Here is a 15,391-nt window from a genome sequence, read left to right as displayed (position 1 = left end):
GCTAATCTAAACGTTTCGATCATGTCAAGCTGATATGAGGTGCCGCATGTTTACTGCATTTCGATTCTTGCTAAAAAGGACAGGATTCCGTACGTATTGGCCGGCAAGGGTGGCGAAACGTTTCGAAAATGACAGCATCAGGGCAAAAAAAACACCGGAAATCCACCGCGCCCACCATGCTTCATGTGGCTGAAGCGGCGCGTGTTTCTGTCGCCACCGTTTCGGCGCTGATCAACGGCACGGCGACGGTCAGTCCGGAGCTTAGCCAGCGCATCGAACAGGCGATCCGCGATATCGGCTACAAGCGCAACGCGATCGCCCGCAGCCTGAAGATGGGCACGACCCGCACGATCGGACTGACCGTGCCGCACATCACCAACCCATTCTTCACCGATGTCGTCTCGGTCATCCAGCAGGCCTTCGACCGGGCCGGCTATGCCGTCATGCTGTGCTGCACGGACGAGGATTTGAACACCCAGGACGATCAGATCAAGCTGCTGCTCGATCGCATGGTCGACGGGCTGATCGTGGCGCGCGTCGGCGACGGCGCGATCCTCAAGCGGATCGTCGACGACGCCAACATGCCGGTGGTGCTGCTCGATCGTATCTGCAAAGGCGTCGACACCGATGCCGTGGTGCTGGACAACCAGCGCGCGGTGTTCGACGCCATCACCTATCTGATCAATCTCGGCCACCGGCGCATCGGTTACATCACCGGCACGTCGGACATTTCGCCGATGCATGACCGCATGGCGGGATATCGCGAGGCGCTTCACGCCGCCGGCCTGCCGATCGCGGAGGAGCTGATCCGCTTCGGCAATTTTCATGAGATCGACGGCTACAACGCGACCATGCAGATGCTGTCCTCGCACGATCGGCCAAGCGCGATCTTCTCGGCCAACAACCCGATGGTGATCGGCACCATGAAGGCGATCCGCGACATCGGCCTGTCCTGCCCGGAAGACATTTCGGTTGCCTGCTTCGACGACTTTCCATGGTCCGACGTGTTTCAGCCGCAGCTGACCACCGTCGCGCAGCCGGTGCAGGCGATCGGCGAACAAGCGGCCAATCTGCTTCTCGACCGTCTCGCCGGCAACAGGGACGCGCCGCCGCGCAAGCTTTTGCTCAAGGGTCGGCTGATGATCCGCAATTCCTGTCGCCCGCTCGGGGCGATTGCGCAGAGCGTGAGCGCGTAGTCTTTCGCCCAGCGTATATTCCTGTCAGGACTTGTCAGGCCGCCTGCGACAGCGATTTGTGCGCCTCGGCCAGGATCTCGAACGACCGTACCCGCGCCGCATGATCAAAAATCTGCGCGGTGACCATCAGCTCGTCGGCACCGGTGCGGCGCACGAAGGCATCGATGCCTTGCCGCACCGTTTCCGGGGAGCCGACGACGGCGCAGGACAATGCCTGGCCGAGCATGGTCTTTGCCATCGGATCGAGATCGCGGTCATAGTTCTCGACAGGTGGCGGCAGCCGGCCGGCACGGCCGGTGCGCAGATTGACGAAAGCCTGTTGCAGCGAGGTGAACAGCAAACGAGCCTCGGCATCGGTGGGCGCGGCAAAGACGTTGAGGCCAAGCATGACATGCGGTTTGTCGAGCTGCTCGGAGGGCTGGAAGCGCGAGCGGTAGACATCCAGCGCGTGATCCAGATCCGCCGGCGCGAAATGCGAGGCGAAGGCATAGGGCAGGCCGAGCATGGCGGCAAGCTGCGCGCCGTAGAGGCTGGAGCCGAGGATCCAGACCGGCACGCCCTGGCCTTCGCCGGGCACGGCACGGATGCGCTGGCCTTCCTCGGCCGGCTGGAAATAGCCCATCAACTCGACGACATCCTGCGGGAAATTGTCGACCCCGGCCTCGAGATTGCGGCGCAAGGCGCGGGCGGTACCCATGTCGGTGCCGGGCGCCCGGCCGATGCCGAGATCGATGCGGCCCGGATGCAATGCGGCCAGCGTGCCGAACTGCTCGGCAATCACCAGCGGCGAATGGTTGGGCAGCATGATGCCGCCGGCGCCGACACGAATGGTCTTGGTGCCGCCGGCGACATGGGCAATGACGACGGCTGTGGCGGCACTGGCAATACCCGGCATGTTGTGATGCTCGGCCAGCCAGAAACGCTTGTAGCCCAGGCGCTCGGCATGGCGAGCAAGATCGAGCGAATTGGCCAGCGACTGCGAGGCATCGCTGCCTTCGACGATCGGCGACAGGTCGAGAACGGAAAGGTCGGTCATGGGTGGGATCCTGTGTCAGGACCGCATGTAGGAAGCATCCGGCGGCGCCGCAAATTCAAAAATATTGATCAGCCTTTGACAGCTTCGGGGTCGGCGATGTCGTCCTCCTCGACGACAACCGCGTGCTGCGCGGCGAGAAAATTGCCGACATGGCTGAGCCCATCGAAATGATCGCAGAACACCTTGATGACGACCAGCAGCGGCACCGCCATCAGGGCGCCGACGAAACCCCACAGCCATGACCAGAAGGCGATGGCGATGAAGATCGCCACGGCGTTGATCTCGAGGCGCCTGCCGACCACCATCGGCGTCACGAACTGGCCTTCGACGATGTCGCACAAGATCACGAAGGCCGGCGCCAGAAGCGCGTAGAAGATGGTATCGAAGCTGATCAACGCCATGACCGTGACAAGCACGATGGTGATCAGTGCTCCGACATAGGGCAGGAAGTTGAGCAGGGCGGCAGCGACGCCCCAGACCAGCGGATTGGGCACGCCGAGCGCCCAAAGACCGAGAGCGATGACCGTGCCGAGGCCGGCATTGATGATCGTGACGGTGAGCAGATAGTGCGAGATTTCGCGTTCGACGTCATAGACGACGCGCAGCGCCCGTTTCTTTTCGCTGAGGCTGGCGAAGGACTGGATGATCTTTTCATAAAACATCGTGCCGGAGGCGAGCAGGAACAGCGACAGCACGAAGATGATGGTGAGGCCTGTTCCCGCCGACAGGATGTTGCTGGCGGCCGCCGACAGGATGCCGGACTGCGCTACCGCCACCTTCTGAATGCCCGACTCCTGCGAGGTCTCGGTCAGCTGTTCGATCTGATGCGAAATCTGCATGATCTTCTCGAGCGGCTGTCGCAATTGCGCCAACCGTTCGGTGAGCTTCTGGCCGATCGACGAGGTGTTGTTGATAAGATCGATGATCGGGCCACTGAGCAGATAGCCGGCGGTGGCGAACACACAAAGGGACAACAGCACCAGAAGGGTTGCCGAGATCACTTCCGGGATACCGTGCTTGCGCAGCAGTCGGACGATCGGCGTCAGCGTCAGCGCCAGCAGGAAAGCCAGAAGCACTGGCATGAAAAAGGCGCGGGCGAAGTAGAGCGCGTAGATGGCCATGAACAGAAAGATGCCGATCAGCAACGAGCGCATCAGACGCGTGTCGGCGCGAGCCGCGACGCGCGAATCCGGTTCATCGGAAATGTCCTGACCCCAGGCTGTGGGTTCGGTTTTCATGGTCACCCCCTCAAGCCGGCGCCCCTTCGCACGGCAATCGCCTCCATGAAACGCAGAGTTACTGGCGAGGGTTCCATGAGCCGGCTTCGGGATTGAGGCCGCTCGCGCCGGCTCCGGGTCAGGCTGCCGGCGACGTGACGGCTGTGGCGGGCTTGGCTGTTTCCTTGCGAACGATCGGCGCCACCCTGGTGCCGTAGAGTTCGATCGCCTTCATGATCTTGGCATGCGGCATGGTGCCGATCGCCATCTGCAGCAGGAAGCGGTCATTGCCGAAGATCTTGTGCTGGGCGACGATCTTTTCAGCCACTTGCTCGGGACTGCCGACGAACAGGGCGCCTGTGGGGCCGCGCGACTGGTCGAAATGCGCCCGCGAGGTCGGACCCCAGCCGCGCTCGCGGCCGATGCGATTCATCACTTCCGCCTGCGGGCCGTAGAAATCGTCCGCCGCCTGCTCGGTCGTCTCGGCGATGAAGCCGTGCACGTTGATGCTGGTGGCGAGGCCCGCCGGATCACTGCCGGCGCGCTTGGCGGCTTCGCGATAGAGATCGAACAGCGGCGCGAAACGCGCCGGCTCGCCGCCAATGATGGCGAGCGCCAGCGGCAGGCCGAGCGCGCCAGCGCGGGCGGCAGACTGTGGCGTGCCGCCAATCGCGATCCAGACCGGTAGCCTGTCCTGGAAGGGCCGGGGATAAACGCCGCGATCGTTGATCGGCGCACGCAGATTGCCCGACCAGGTGACCTTCACGCTGTCGCGGATGGCAAGCAGCAGATCGAGTTTTTCGGCGAACAGCTCGTCATAATCCTCGAGGTTGAAACCGAACAGCGGGAAGGATTCGATGAACGAGCCGCGCCCGGCCATGATCTCGGCGCGGCCGCCCGACAGAAGATCGAGCGTGGCAAATTGCTGGAAAACGCGCACCGGGTCATCGGAAGACAGAACGGTGACCGCGCTGGTCAGCTTGATGCGCTTCGAACGCTCGGCCGCCGCGGCCAGGGCCACGACCGGTGCGGAGGCGGCATAGTCGGGCCGATGATGCTCGCCGAGGCCGAAGACGTCGAGGCCGACCTGGTCGGCCAGCTCGATCTCCTCGATCAGGTTGCGCAGCCGCTCATGCGGGCCGATGGCACCGGGGCCCGGCTGCGGGCTGACGTCGGCGAATGTGTAGAGACCGAGTTCCATTTGATGTCATCCTGGTGTTGGGTTTTCGGGCTAGACGTAGCGACGCCTCAGCCGCGCCGCCAGTGGGGCGGACGGTGAACAGTGCATGTCGGTTTCGGCTCTATCTCTTCGTCGCCATTCCGGACGGAAAACCGCTTCACACTTTTCCTGGAATTGCTCCAAAGGCGTCTCCCGAGTGCAACAGCCGACAATTTCATGGCTGCCATGCCGTTTTGGCGCTTGAACTCTCGGTTTTCGCGCGTATGTAAGCGTCGCGAATTGACTTCAGGGAAGTGGACTTGGCTATCTACAGGGAAAAAGACGTTTTCGAGCGGCGCAATGCCGCAAACGAGGCAAAGAAGGCGCTCCTCGAGCGCTTCAAGGCAAAGCCGGCGGCGGATGATCCCGCAGTGCTGGCGCGGCAGGCTGAACGCAAGGCTATCCTTGCGGCCCGCGAAATCCGCGAGGCCGAAAAGGCCCGGCTGAAGCAGGAGAAGCTGGCACGCGAAGCGGTCGAGAAGGCCGAGCGCGAGGCAGCAGCCGAAGCGGCACGTATCGCCGCCGAGGAAGCTGCACAGGCCGAGGCCAAGATTCGGGAATCCGAAGAGAACGAGCGCATCGCCCGTCTTCTGGCCGACGAAGCCGAACGCAAGGCCAAGCGTGACGCGCGTTATGCGGCACGCAAGCAGCGTACCGGCAGGACGCCTCCGGGCTTCTCCGCCCGCTAGCTCTCGGCTACGGAGCAATCTGCTTCGAGAATCAGGGTCGCCTCGCAGCGGCCCTGAACGTGTTTGTCCCATGCATGTCGCCCTGGTCCCGGCTCTGGGAGGACGACATGCGCAAACCAAGAGACCTAAGCGTTACCGTCAGGCGGCGAACTTCAGCCCCATGATGCCGCAGACGATGAGCGCGATGCAGGCCAGCCTGATCGCGGTGGCCGGTTCGCCGAGCAGCCAGATGCCGAGCAGTGCCGTACCGACGGTGCCGATGCCGGTCCACACCGCATAGGCGGTGCCGACGGGCAGCGCCTTCAGCGCCAGGCCGAGCAGAGTGAGGCTGACGACCATCGAGGCAACGGTCAGCACGGTCGGCACCAGCTTCGAGAAGCCATCGGTGTATTTGAGGCCGATTGCCCAGCCGATCTCGAACAAGCCAGCGAAAAAGAGAAGAATCCACGACATCGACAACGCTCCATCAGAGCATCGGACCGAAAAGTGACTTCGGCGTCCGACGATCAGTCAAACAATGGCGGGTCGTCCCGTCCGGATTTGGGGAAGTGCGAGGTCGCCCCCGCCACGCCAATATAGGAATTTCGGGCGCTCGAGCAACAGCGACCGGCAACAAGTGTCGCCGGCCGTAATCTTATTGCGAAGTGGATCGCCGGACCTACTTGTCCTTGAGCTTCATCGCCTTGACCGGCGGCGCCTTCAGCGCCGGAGCCGGAGCGGGCTTCTTGGCGTCCTTCTTCGGCTTGCGGGCTTCCTTGCCTGCCTTCATCGCACCTTTAGCCATGATTCGTTCCTCCTGATGTGAGAAGCCAAGTGAAACAAGAGAACCGCCCGACCGCAAGGGGTTAGCGACTGTTGCCGCCGACAGCGGATCGCTTTCAACCGGTTTCTAGAGCAATTCACCGTTTCGCGGAAACAGTGAATTGCTCTAACTCTTTGTTTTGACGCAATTCCGGATGGAAAACCGCTTCACACTTTTCCTGGAATTGCTCTAATTTGCTCGTAAACCATGGCGGTCCGTGCCATGGTCATTTTCGCACTGCAGCATCGACCCGAGCTTCGCCGGGCGATCGTCAGGCAGGCCGTCAGGACGACAATGCGAATCCACATCGGCTGCGAGATGAGCTTCGACTTTCCGCAGGAAACGCCGCTCATCGCGATGCTGAATGTGCACTATTCGCGGGCCTCCGATCTCGAGCGGCCGGATTTCCTGATCTCCAATCCACCGGTGCCGATCGAAAGCTATCGCGACAGTTTCGGCAATTGGTGCAACCGGCTTGTCGCGCCGCCCGGGCGCTTCACCTTCGGCACCGACGCGGTGATCCGCGACCCCGGCACCTTCGAGATGGGCGACCTGATGGCCTGGCAGCACGAGGTGCGCGACCTGCCGGCGGACACATTGCTGTTCCTGCTGCCCAGCCGTTTTTGCGAAAGCGACCTTCTGGCTGACGAGGCGTGGCGGCTGTTCGGCAACACGCCGCTGGGTATTCCGCGCGTGCAGGCGGTCTGCGACTTCGTCCACAGCCACATCGTCTTCAACTACGGCAATGCACGGCCGACGCGCACCGCGGCGGAAGCCTATCGTGAACGGAGCGGCGTGTGCCGCGACTACGCGCATCTCGCCGTCACCTTCTGCCGGGCGCTCAACATCCCAACGCGCTATTGCACCGGCTACATCAGCGACATCGGTATGCCGAAGCCATGGGCAAGCATGGATTTCTGCGCCTGGGTGGAAGTCTATCTCGGCGGCCGCTGGCATGTCTTCGACCCGCGCAACAATGCACCGCGCATCGGCCGCATCCTGATCGCCTCCGGCCGCGACGCCGCCGACGTGCCGCTGACCCATATTTTCGGCCCGGGAACGCTTGCCGGCTTCAAGGTGTGGACCAGCGAGATCATCGAGTAGTCGCCGTTTTCCATAGACCGATCTCTCATGGCCGCTGCCGTGGACGACCCGACATTCGCGCGGTGTGATGCCTGTGGAGCTTTAGCGGCCTGGCCGCTAGACTGCGCCTTGAACGGGGGCAAATGCCATGGCCGGGCACGGCGGCTCAAAAAAGGTGATCTACGCGGCGCTCGCCGGCAATCTCGCCATCGCGCTGACCAAGTTCGCCGCCGCCGCCTTTACCGGCAGTTCGGCGATGCTGTCGGAGGGCGTCCATTCGCTGGTCGATACCGGCAATGGCGGCCTGCTGCTCTACGGCATGCACCGCGCCGCTCGCCCGGCCGATCGCACGCATCCGCTCGGCCACGGCCGCGAACTCTACTTCTGGAGCTTCATCGTCGCGCTCCTCGTCTTCGCGCTGGGCGCCGGCGTGTCGTTCTACGAAGGCGCGGTCCATATCATGGCGCCGGAGCCGGTCGCCAACGCCAAGGTAAACTATATTGTTCTGGGCCTTTCCTTCCTGTTCGAAGGCAGTTCGTGGTGGGTGGCGCTGAAGGAGTTTCGCCGGCAGAAGGGCAGGCAAGGCTGGCTGCAGGCCGTGCAGTCGAGCAAGGATCCGAGCGTCTACACCGTGCTGTTCGAGGACAGTGCGGCACTTCTCGGCCTGATCGTCGCTTTCGCCGGCATATTGGCGGCGGAACTGCTGGAGATGCCGGAGCTCGACGGCGCCGCCTCTATCGGCATCGGGCTGATCCTTGGCGCAACCGCGATCTTCCTGGCCCGCGAAAGCAAGGGCCTGCTGATCGGCGAGCCGGCGTCGCCCGAGGTGCAGATGAAAGTGCTGGCGATCGCCCAGCAGGATCCGGCGGTGCAGCGGGCGAACGGCGTCCTGACCGTTCATATGGGGCCGACAGAGATCGTCGCCGGGCTCAGCATCGAGTTCGAGGACCAATTGACGGCGCCCGAGATCGAAGCTTGCGTCGAGCGCCTGGAGGCGCAGTTGAAGAAGGAAATGCCGGAGATCACACGGCTGTTCGTCAAGCCGCAGACGTCAGGCACCTGGGAGCAGCGGCGCAGGCTGATCGATTCCGCATCCGATCCTGCCCTGGACTAAAACCGTGCCATTGCCTCACGGCCTTGCGCCGCTAGATTGAAGGGGCTTTGGAGGAACGAAGATGAGAATAGACGGCGGCTGTCATTGTGGCGCCATCACCTACGAGGCGGAGGTCGATCCGGAAAAGACCACGATCTGCCACTGCACGGATTGCCAGCAACTGACCGGCACGGCTTTTCGCCTTACGGTTCCGGCGCCGGAAAGCAACTATCGCATCACCAAGGGCACGCCGAAAATCTACATCAAGATCGTGGCGAGCGGCGCCAAGCGCACCCAGGCCTTTTGCGCCGACTGCGGTTCGCATCTTTACGCCACGTCTGTCGGAGATGGTCCGAAGGTCTATGGAATTCGCGTGGGGACCGCGCGGCAGCGCCAGGATTTGATCCCGACACAGCAGAAATGGCACCGCTCGGCGCTGCACTGGCTGCCTGAATTTCAGGGCATGACCACGTTGGAGGAGCAGTAGCACCGGTCCGGCACCGCGGCTCAATCGTCGCCTTCGACGACCCTCAGCCTGAGCTGCCCGGTTTTCGAATCGGCAACGCGCGCGCCGGTATCGACCTTGGCGGCGGGCCCCCGTGACGCGGCGTCTACGGCGGCATCGCCGTCGGGCTGCGCGCCGAATTCCAGCGCCTCGATCTTCTGGCCGCGCTTGGTGACCTTCGACGTCGAAACCAGTATGTCGTCGATATCCTTGGCCGACTGGCCGAAATGCACCTGCAGCTTGCGCACCCGCTCATCGACACGTGCAACATCCTCCATCAGCCGGATGACCTCGCCCTGGATCAGGTGCGCCTGTTCGCGCATGCGGGCATCCTTGAGGATCGCCTGGATGACCTGGATCGACAGCATCAGCAGCGACGGCGAGACGATGACGACGCGCGCACGGTGCGCCTTGTGCACGATCGCCTCGAAATTCTCGTGGATCTCGGCGAACACCGATTCCGACGGCACGAACATGAAGGCAGTGTCCTGCGTCTCGCCCTGGATCAGGTATTTTTCCGAGATATCGCGGACATGGATCTCGATGTCGCGGCGGAAGGCCTGCGAAGCTGCCTTCTGCAGATCGGCGCCATCGGCGGCGCGGATGGCGTTCCAGGCCTCCAGCGGAAATTTTGCATCGATGGCCAGCGACGGCGCGCCATTCGGCATCTTCACCAGGCAGTCGGGCCGGCTGCCGTTCGACAGCGTCGCCTGGAACTCATAGGCGCCGTGCGGCAGGCCGTCGGCAACGATCGCCTCCATGCGCGACTGGCCGAACGCGCCGCGCGTCTGCTTGTTCGAGAGGATCGCCTGCAATTGCACGACCTGGCCGGCGAGCGACTGGATGTTGCCTTGCGCGACGTCGATGATCGCCAGCCGTTCCTGCAATTTGGCCAGGCTCTCATGCGTGGATTTGGTCTGCTCGGTCATGGTCTGGCCGAGCCGGCCGGTCATGGCGTCGAGGCGTTGGCCGATCGATTGCGTCAGCTCCGCCTGCCGTGCGCCGAACACTTCCGCAATGGCGCCCATGCGGCCCTGCATTTCGGCCTGGCTTTGCAGAATGCCGGCCATCCGCACTTCCGCATCGCGGGCATGATCGGCGGCTTCCGCGGCCGCCACGGCGCGCGCCTTGGCCGACCGCCACAACGCAATGACCAGCGCCACGAACAGGGCCAGAAACAGCAAAACGCCGAAGGCCAGCGCATGGCCGAGCGTGATCGTTGTGGCGCCAAGCCGGGCGACAGGCTCCGAAAGGATGGTGCTCAAATCATTCATGTGGACAGCATAGACGATTCGCCGCGATAGCACAGATCAAAACGTGAACGCGCCTGATGCCAACCGGTTGACGCGTTTCGCTGGAGGTCTTAGGTGGAACGCCATGCCGATCAAGCCGCTCATCATCCTTCCCGACCCCATCCTGCGCGAGGTTTCCAAGCCCGTAGAGCGTGTCGACGCGCCTTTGCGCAAATTAGCCGACGACATGCTGGCGACCATGTATGATGCGCCGGGCATCGGGCTGGCGGCAATCCAGATCGGCGAGCCGCTGCGCTTGCTGGTGATCGATCTCGCCAAGGAAGACGAGACGCCGGCGCCGCATGTCTTCATCAATCCGGAAATCCTGGAGAGCGCCGACGCGCGCTCCGTCTATGAGGAAGGCTGCCTGTCGATCCCGGATTATTACGCCGAGGTCGAACGCCCCGCCTCCGTGCGGGTCAAATATCTCGACCGCGACGGCAAATTGCAGGAGATAGAGGCCGAGGGGTTGATGGCGACCTGCCTGCAACACGAGATCGACCACCTCAATGGCGTCCTGTTCATCGATCACATCTCGAAGCTGAAGCGCGACATGGTGGTAAAGAAATTCAAGAAGCTCGCCAGGGACAAGGCGCCGGGCAAGCTCGCGGGATAAGGTACGGGAGTCCCCTCCAGGCCTATTGTCGGCAGGATTGCCACCAAATGGAGATGCCGACGGTCGACATGCTGATCAGGGACATTCCTGAGCCTTTGAAGCGCGAGATCGAACTGGCGGCGCGCGAGGTCGGCCAGAGCGTCTCGGACAAGGCCATCGGCCTTCTGCGCAAAGGCATAGTTGCGGAGAGGCCGGCCCGAGAGGAGTCGAGCCTCTCGGCGTGGGCTGCAATTCGCTCGGCTTTCGTATCTGAAAGCGCAATTGGCGATGAATACGCGGAAATCATGGAGAAGATCGAAGCGGAAAGATAGCGCGACGGTCGTCCCGCGACTTCGACGGCCTTGACCTGAAGCTCGTAAACCCGTTTGAAGCGGATGCCTGAGCCGGCACACTGCGCGAGCAAGAAGACAGGATACCGGAAGAAAAAATGCCCCTTCGCGTCATCTTCATGGGTACGCCGGAGTTTTCGGTGCCGACCTTGCGCGCGATCGCCGAGGCTGGCCATGAGATATCAGTCGTCTATACCCAGCCGCCGCGCGCTGCCGGACGACGCGGGCTGGAGCTGACGCCGTCGCCGGTGCAGCGCGAGGCGGAGCGACTGGGCATCGAGGTGCGGACGCCGGTTTCGCTCAAAGGAGAGGCCGAACAGGCCGCTTTTCGCGCCTTGCAGGCCGATGTGGCGGTGGTCGTCGCCTATGGCTTGCTGCTGCCGAAGGCGGTTCTGGAGGCAACCCGGCTCGGCTGCGTCAACGGCCATGCGTCGCTTCTGCCGCGCTGGCGCGGCGCCGCCCCCATCCAGCGCGCCATCATGGCCGGTGACCTGGAAAGCGGCATGATGGTGATGCGCATGGAAGAGGGCCTGGACACCGGTCCGGTCGGGCTGGTTGAAAAGTGCGCCATCGAACCCGATATGACAGCCGGCGATCTGCATGATCGGTTGATGAGTGTCGGTGCTGCCTTGATGGTGGAAGCGCTGGCGCGGTTGGAAGGGAACACCCTGACATTCACCACACAAGCTGTGGATGGGGTGACCTACGCCAAGAAAATCGATAAATCCGAGACTCGCGTGGACTGGACTCGCTCGGCAAGTGAGGTCCACAATCATATTCGTGGCCTGTCGCCCTTTCCAGGCGCCTGGTCGGAGATAGGAATTGGCGGCCGCCAGGAGCGGCTGAAACTGCTTCGCTCGACGCTGTCGCAAGGCCTGTCGCCTTCGGAAGATTTGGGCGAGTCGGGAGGAATTCTCGATGACCGGCTGACGGTCGCCTGCGGGGCAGGCGCGATCAGGCTGGTCGAAGTTCAACGGGCGGGCGGAAAGCCCGCTGCCGCGTCGGAATTCCTGCGCGGGGCCAAGATCGAAAAAGGACTGAAATTCTCATGAGCATGATGTCGATACGCGCGGCAACGCCGCGGGATCGCGAGGCCATCCGCCTCGTCGAGGAACACGCTTTCGGCCAGCAGGCGGAGGCCGGTCTGGTCGACGCGCTGGTGACCGGCGGCGACGCGGTTGCCGAACTGGTTGCGGAAGAGGACGGCCAGGTGGTCGGCCATATCCTGTTTTCGCGGCTGTTCGTCCAGAATGGCGGCAAGACCTTCGCGGCCGTGGCGCTGGCGCCGCTGGCGGTGGAGCCCTCGTTCCATGGCAGCGGCATTGGCGGCGCGCTGATCCGCGAGGCGCATATCCGCCTCAAGGATGGTGGTGAGACGCTGGCCGTGGTGCTGGGCGACCCCACCTATTACGGGCGTTTCGGCTATAGCCACACGCGTGCCGAGAACTTCGAAAGCGAATACCAGGGCGAAGCGCTGCAGGCGCTGGCCTGGGGTGACGCACCAGAAGCAGGCAGGCTGGTCTACGCCTCCGCCTTCACCGCTCTCGCCGCGTAGAACAGTCCGCCGTTTTCACGGAAACGGCGAACTGCACTCCTCTTTGTTTTAACGCAATTCCGAACGGAAAACCGTTTCACACTTTTCCTGGAATTGCTCGAGGCGAGAGCTCTAGCCGCAAATGCCGCGTTTTCGCCTCGACATCGAGTATGACGGCAGCCTGTTTGCCGGCTGGCAGCACCAGGCGGATCAGCCTTCGGTGCAGCAGGCGATCGAGCAGGCGATCGAAAAATTCTGCGGCGAAGCGATCAGGCTGCGCGCCGCCGGCCGCACCGATGCCGGCGTGCATGCGACCGCGCAGGTGGCGCATGTCGACCTCGTCAAGGCGTGGCCGAGCGACAAGGTGCGCGATGCCGTCAACGCCCATCTGCAGGCGACCGGGGCGCGCATCGCCATCCTGAAAGCGACGGTGGTCTCCGACAGTTTCGACGCCCGCTTCTCGGCCATTGGCCGCCACTATCTCTACCGCATCCTGAACCGCCGCGCGCCGGCCGCGCTCGACAAGGGCAAGGTGTGGTGGGTGCCGAAGCGGCTCGACGCCGGCGCCATGCACGAAGCGGCAAAGGTCCTGCTCGGACGGCATGACTTTACCACCTTCCGCTCGACCCAGTGCCAGGCCAACAGCCCGATCAGGACGCTGGAACGGCTCGATGTGAGCCGACAAGGCGACATGATCGAGGTCAGGGCTTCGGCGCGCTCGTTCCTGCACAACCAGGTGCGTTCGATGGTCGGCTCGCTCAAGCGTGTCGGCGACGGCGGCTGGAGCGCGGCCGACCTGAAAACAGCGCTCGAGGCGCGCGACCGCGCCGCCTGCGGCCAGGTGGCGCCGCCCGACGGGCTGTTTCTCACCGGTGTCGATTATCCGGTCGAGACGAGCCCGGAAAGGCTCTGAACTCCGACATCGTCCGGGACGGTGATGCCGAGCAACGTCTGCAGGCCGAACAGCACCAGCAGCGACGCAATGAACATGCCGACGAAAACGGCCGTGCCGACCGCTGCGCCCCTGCCCATCGTGGCATTTGTCATGCGCCAGGTCAGCACCATAGAAAGGGCAAAGAGGAACAGCGACACAAGGCTCGAAACCTGGCTTGCGGACGACAGGAAAAGCCGGATCAGCGCCGAAGGCAGCATCAGCCAGGCGGTGATGGCCGAAGCCCAGTTGCTGGCAACGACGTAGTGGACGAAGCGGCCGCCTATGCCGGCGCGCGGCGCGATGAAAGCGAGCGCAACCAGCGGCAGCACCCAGGAGCCGATGTCGACCGTCGCCAGGCGCACCAGCATGCTGAAGCGCCCCGCGAAGGCGTCGGGATCGCCGATTTCGTTGGCGATGCCGACCCAGCCGACGATCAGCGCCGGTGCTGCAACGACAATGGCGAAGAAGGAATTCCAGAAGCCGTCGGCCGACAGGTCGAGCAGGCGCAGGCCGTCGGCTCTGCCGAGCATCAATCGCCAGGCGCCCGTCAGCGAAGCTTGGGTTTCGTCCGCCGAAAGCATGCTGTTCAGCCCTGTCCGAACCAGTCTTCTATGAAGCGCTGGTAGATTTGCGTCAGCGTCTCGAGGTCGGCAATGGCGACGCGCTCGTCGACCATGTGCATGGTCTTGCCGACCAGCCCGAACTCGACCACCGGGCAATAGTCCTTGATGAAACGCGCGTCGGAGGTTCCACCGGAGGTCGACAGCGTCGGCTCCTTGCCGACCGCCGACTTGATCGAGCCGCGCAGCATTTCGATCAGCCTGTCGTCACGGGTCAGGAAGACATGGCTCGGCCGGTCGCGCCAGACGAGCTCGTAGTCGACCGGCATCTTCTTGCCCTGCCGGTACTTCTTGCGCCTGGCCGCCTGGTCGAGCCGGTTGTGGATTTCGGCCTGCAGGGTCTCGTCCGTCCAGGTGTCGTTGAAGCGGATGTTGAAGGTCGCGGTCGCTTTGGCCGGGATGACATTGGTGGCCGGGTTGCCCACATCGATGGAGGTGATTTCCAGATTGGTCGGCTGGAAATCCCTGGTTCCCTTGTCGAAAACCGGATGCAGCAAGGCATCGACCAGGCTCATCAGCCCGCGCACCGGATTGTCGGCAAGCAAGGGATAGGCGACATGGCCCTGGCGGCCATTGACGGTGACGGCGCCGGACATCGAGCCGCGGCGGCCGATCTTGATCATGTCGCCCAGCGCATCCGGGTTGGTCGGCTCGCCGACGACAGAGGCATCCCATTTCTCGCCCCTGGAAGCCGCCCATTCGAGCAGCTTGACCGTGCCGTTGATCGCGGGGCCTTCCTCGTCGCCGGTGATCAGCAGCGAGACCGAGCCTTTCGGACCGCCATTGGCCTCGACATGGCGCGCCACGGCGGCGATGAAACAGGCGATGCCGCCCTTCATGTCGACGGCGCCGCGGCCATACATCTCGCCATTGGCGATCTCGGCGGCGAAGGGCGGATGCGTCCAGGCGGCTTCGTCGCCGACCGGCACCACGTCGGTGTGGCCGGCGAACATCAGATGCGGGCCATTGCCGGAACGCCTTGCATAGAGGTTTTCGATATCGGGCGTGCCGTCTTCGGAAAACACCGGCCGATCGACCAGGAAGCCGAGCGGTTTGAGCATCGTCTCCAGCGCGGTCAGCGCACCGCCCTCAGCGGGCGTCACCGAAGCGCAACGGATAAGGGCGGCGAGGTTTTCGGCAGGATCGGTCGGCAGCGTCATGGCAAAAGCGATAGTCGAAAGCGCAGGGCCTGTCACGGCCAGACATAGGGGCCAGCCTCATGGCTG

Annotated in this window: 18 protein-coding genes; 10 read left to right on the top strand and 8 right to left on the bottom strand. The window is 63.3% G+C overall.

Annotation, left to right across the window (positions count from 1 at the left end):
• Window positions 1-176: 176 nt before the first annotated feature.
• Entirely contained in the window at window positions 177-1,196 is a 1,020-nt protein-coding gene (locus tag EN990_RS04420) for a LacI family DNA-binding transcriptional regulator (RefSeq protein WP_127368431.1), read from the top strand.
• 34 nt (window positions 1,197-1,230) lie between these two features.
• On the opposite strand, the gene EN990_RS04415 is transcribed toward EN990_RS04420, so the two are convergent.
• From EN990_RS04415 to EN990_RS04405, 3 genes are all read right to left on the bottom strand, one after another.
• Window positions 1,231-2,232, bottom strand: a complete 1,002-nt coding sequence (locus EN990_RS04415) for an LLM class flavin-dependent oxidoreductase (RefSeq protein WP_013528459.1) — start codon at window positions 2,230-2,232, stop codon at window positions 1,231-1,233.
• A gap of 68 nt (window positions 2,233-2,300) precedes the next feature.
• Complete coding sequence (locus tag EN990_RS04410; RefSeq protein WP_127368430.1) at window positions 2,301-3,470, bottom strand: AI-2E family transporter; 1,170 nt, start codon at window positions 3,468-3,470, stop codon at window positions 2,301-2,303.
• A gap of 118 nt (window positions 3,471-3,588) precedes the next feature.
• Window positions 3,589-4,650, bottom strand: a complete 1,062-nt coding sequence (locus EN990_RS04405) for an LLM class flavin-dependent oxidoreductase (protein ID WP_013528461.1) — start codon at window positions 4,648-4,650, stop codon at window positions 3,589-3,591.
• Between the two features lie 278 nt (window positions 4,651-4,928).
• Here EN990_RS04405 and EN990_RS04400 point away from each other — a divergent pair, with 278 nt between their 5' ends.
• The gene (locus EN990_RS04400) at window positions 4,929-5,357 is read left to right on the top strand and encodes a DUF6481 family protein (protein ID WP_013528462.1); all 429 of its coding nucleotides are present in this window, start codon (window positions 4,929-4,931) and stop codon (window positions 5,355-5,357) included.
• 138 nt (window positions 5,358-5,495) lie between these two features.
• On the opposite strand, the gene sugE is transcribed toward EN990_RS04400, so the two are convergent.
• On the bottom strand, window positions 5,496-5,810 hold the full coding sequence (sugE, locus tag EN990_RS04395) for a quaternary ammonium compound efflux SMR transporter SugE (RefSeq protein WP_013528463.1): 315 nt from the start codon (window positions 5,808-5,810) through the stop codon (window positions 5,496-5,498).
• Between the two features lie 205 nt (window positions 5,811-6,015).
• The gene (locus tag EN990_RS36600) at window positions 6,016-6,141 is read right to left on the bottom strand and encodes a hypothetical protein (RefSeq protein ID WP_013528464.1); all 126 of its coding nucleotides are present in this window, start codon (window positions 6,139-6,141) and stop codon (window positions 6,016-6,018) included.
• Between the two features lie 312 nt (window positions 6,142-6,453).
• On the opposite strand from EN990_RS36600, the gene EN990_RS04385 reads away from it, so the two are divergent.
• From EN990_RS04385 to EN990_RS04375, 3 genes are all read left to right on the top strand, one after another.
• Window positions 6,454-7,263: a transglutaminase family protein gene (locus EN990_RS04385; protein ID WP_127368434.1), complete on the top strand. Its 810-nt coding sequence runs from the start codon at window positions 6,454-6,456 to the stop codon at window positions 7,261-7,263.
• 127 nt (window positions 7,264-7,390) lie between these two features.
• Entirely contained in the window at window positions 7,391-8,356 is a 966-nt protein-coding gene (locus tag EN990_RS04380) for a cation diffusion facilitator family transporter (protein ID WP_127384769.1), read from the top strand.
• 61 nt (window positions 8,357-8,417) lie between these two features.
• Window positions 8,418-8,822 (top strand): GFA family protein, encoded by a 405-nt coding sequence (locus tag EN990_RS04375; protein ID WP_013528467.1) that lies wholly within the window; start codon window positions 8,418-8,420, stop codon window positions 8,820-8,822.
• 20 nt (window positions 8,823-8,842) lie between these two features.
• Here EN990_RS04375 and EN990_RS04370 read toward each other — a convergent pair whose 3' ends face one another.
• The gene (locus EN990_RS04370; protein WP_013528468.1) at window positions 8,843-10,114 is read right to left on the bottom strand and encodes a DNA recombination protein RmuC; all 1,272 of its coding nucleotides are present in this window, start codon (window positions 10,112-10,114) and stop codon (window positions 8,843-8,845) included.
• A 103-nt stretch (window positions 10,115-10,217) separates the two neighbouring features.
• On the opposite strand from EN990_RS04370, the gene def reads away from it, so the two are divergent.
• The 5 genes from def (at window position 10,218) to truA (ending at window position 13,524) form a co-directional block, all read left to right on the top strand.
• On the top strand, window positions 10,218-10,748 hold the full coding sequence (def, locus tag EN990_RS04365) for a peptide deformylase (RefSeq protein ID WP_024502081.1): 531 nt from the start codon (window positions 10,218-10,220) through the stop codon (window positions 10,746-10,748).
• A 47-nt stretch (window positions 10,749-10,795) separates the two neighbouring features.
• On the top strand, window positions 10,796-11,059 hold the full coding sequence (locus EN990_RS04360) for a hypothetical protein (RefSeq protein WP_013528470.1): 264 nt from the start codon (window positions 10,796-10,798) through the stop codon (window positions 11,057-11,059).
• Window positions 11,060-11,175: 116 nt separating this feature from the next.
• On the top strand, window positions 11,176-12,129 hold the full coding sequence (fmt, locus tag EN990_RS04355) for a methionyl-tRNA formyltransferase (RefSeq protein WP_063170946.1): 954 nt from the start codon (window positions 11,176-11,178) through the stop codon (window positions 12,127-12,129).
• Window positions 12,126-12,632 (top strand): N-acetyltransferase, encoded by a 507-nt coding sequence (locus tag EN990_RS04350; protein WP_013528472.1) that lies wholly within the window; start codon window positions 12,126-12,128, stop codon window positions 12,630-12,632. Before fmt ends, EN990_RS04350 begins: the two co-directional genes overlap by 4 nt.
• Window positions 12,633-12,753: 121 nt before the next feature.
• Entirely contained in the window at window positions 12,754-13,524 is a 771-nt protein-coding gene (gene truA / locus EN990_RS04345; protein WP_127370200.1) for a tRNA pseudouridine(38-40) synthase TruA, read from the top strand.
• Here truA and EN990_RS04340 read toward each other — a convergent pair.
• Both EN990_RS04340 and dapE read right to left on the bottom strand, forming a co-directional pair.
• Entirely contained in the window at window positions 13,491-14,126 is a 636-nt protein-coding gene (locus EN990_RS04340; protein ID WP_013528474.1) for a hypothetical protein, read from the bottom strand. The two genes, truA and EN990_RS04340, sit on opposite strands and share 34 nt — an antisense overlap.
• A 5-nt stretch (window positions 14,127-14,131) precedes the next feature.
• Complete coding sequence (dapE, locus tag EN990_RS04335) at window positions 14,132-15,325, bottom strand: succinyl-diaminopimelate desuccinylase (RefSeq protein WP_127388244.1); 1,194 nt, start codon at window positions 15,323-15,325, stop codon at window positions 14,132-14,134.
• Window positions 15,326-15,391: the final 66 nt, after the last annotated feature.

The sequence above is a fragment of the Mesorhizobium sp. M7A.F.Ca.US.005.03.1.1 genome, assembly GCF_003997975.1.
Lineage (GTDB): Bacteria > Pseudomonadota > Alphaproteobacteria > Rhizobiales > Rhizobiaceae > Mesorhizobium > Mesorhizobium ciceri.
The sequence above is the reverse complement of the archived record's forward strand: the minus strand, read 5'-3'. Positions and strand labels throughout refer to the sequence as shown.

What these genes read in the sequence shown, in the direction of transcription:
- EN990_RS04385 (WP_127368434.1), top strand. Translation starts at nt 6,454, where the DNA reads ATGCGAATCCACATCGGCTGCGAGATGAGCTTCGACTTTCCGCAGGAA.
- fmt (WP_063170946.1), top strand. Translation starts at nt 11,176, where the DNA reads ATGCCCCTTCGCGTCATCTTCATGGGTACGCCGGAGTTTTCGGTGCCG.
- dapE (WP_127388244.1), bottom strand. Translation starts at nt 15,325, where the DNA reads ATGACGCTGCCGACCGATCCTGCCGAAAACCTCGCCGCCCTTATCCGT.
- EN990_RS04375 (WP_013528467.1), top strand. Translation starts at nt 8,418, where the DNA reads ATGAGAATAGACGGCGGCTGTCATTGTGGCGCCATCACCTACGAGGCG.
- EN990_RS04420 (WP_127368431.1), top strand. Translation starts at nt 177, where the DNA reads ATGCTTCATGTGGCTGAAGCGGCGCGTGTTTCTGTCGCCACCGTTTCG.
- def (WP_024502081.1), top strand. Translation starts at nt 10,218, where the DNA reads ATGCCGATCAAGCCGCTCATCATCCTTCCCGACCCCATCCTGCGCGAG.
- EN990_RS04360 (WP_013528470.1), top strand. Translation starts at nt 10,796, where the DNA reads ATGGAGATGCCGACGGTCGACATGCTGATCAGGGACATTCCTGAGCCT.
- EN990_RS04410 (WP_127368430.1), bottom strand. Translation starts at nt 3,470, where the DNA reads ATGAAAACCGAACCCACAGCCTGGGGTCAGGACATTTCCGATGAACCG.
- EN990_RS04340 (WP_013528474.1), bottom strand. Translation starts at nt 14,126, where the DNA reads ATGCTTTCGGCGGACGAAACCCAAGCTTCGCTGACGGGCGCCTGGCGA.
- EN990_RS04405 (WP_013528461.1), bottom strand. Translation starts at nt 4,650, where the DNA reads ATGGAACTCGGTCTCTACACATTCGCCGACGTCAGCCCGCAGCCGGGC.
- truA (WP_127370200.1), top strand. Translation starts at nt 12,754, where the DNA reads ATGCCGCGTTTTCGCCTCGACATCGAGTATGACGGCAGCCTGTTTGCC.
- sugE (WP_013528463.1), bottom strand. Translation starts at nt 5,810, where the DNA reads ATGTCGTGGATTCTTCTCTTTTTCGCTGGCTTGTTCGAGATCGGCTGG.
- EN990_RS04370 (WP_013528468.1), bottom strand. Translation starts at nt 10,114, where the DNA reads ATGAATGATTTGAGCACCATCCTTTCGGAGCCTGTCGCCCGGCTTGGC.
- EN990_RS04380 (WP_127384769.1), top strand. Translation starts at nt 7,391, where the DNA reads ATGGCCGGGCACGGCGGCTCAAAAAAGGTGATCTACGCGGCGCTCGCC.
- EN990_RS04415 (WP_013528459.1), bottom strand. Translation starts at nt 2,232, where the DNA reads ATGACCGACCTTTCCGTTCTCGACCTGTCGCCGATCGTCGAAGGCAGC.
- EN990_RS04350 (WP_013528472.1), top strand. Translation starts at nt 12,126, where the DNA reads ATGAGCATGATGTCGATACGCGCGGCAACGCCGCGGGATCGCGAGGCC.
- EN990_RS36600 (WP_013528464.1), bottom strand. Translation starts at nt 6,141, where the DNA reads ATGGCTAAAGGTGCGATGAAGGCAGGCAAGGAAGCCCGCAAGCCGAAG.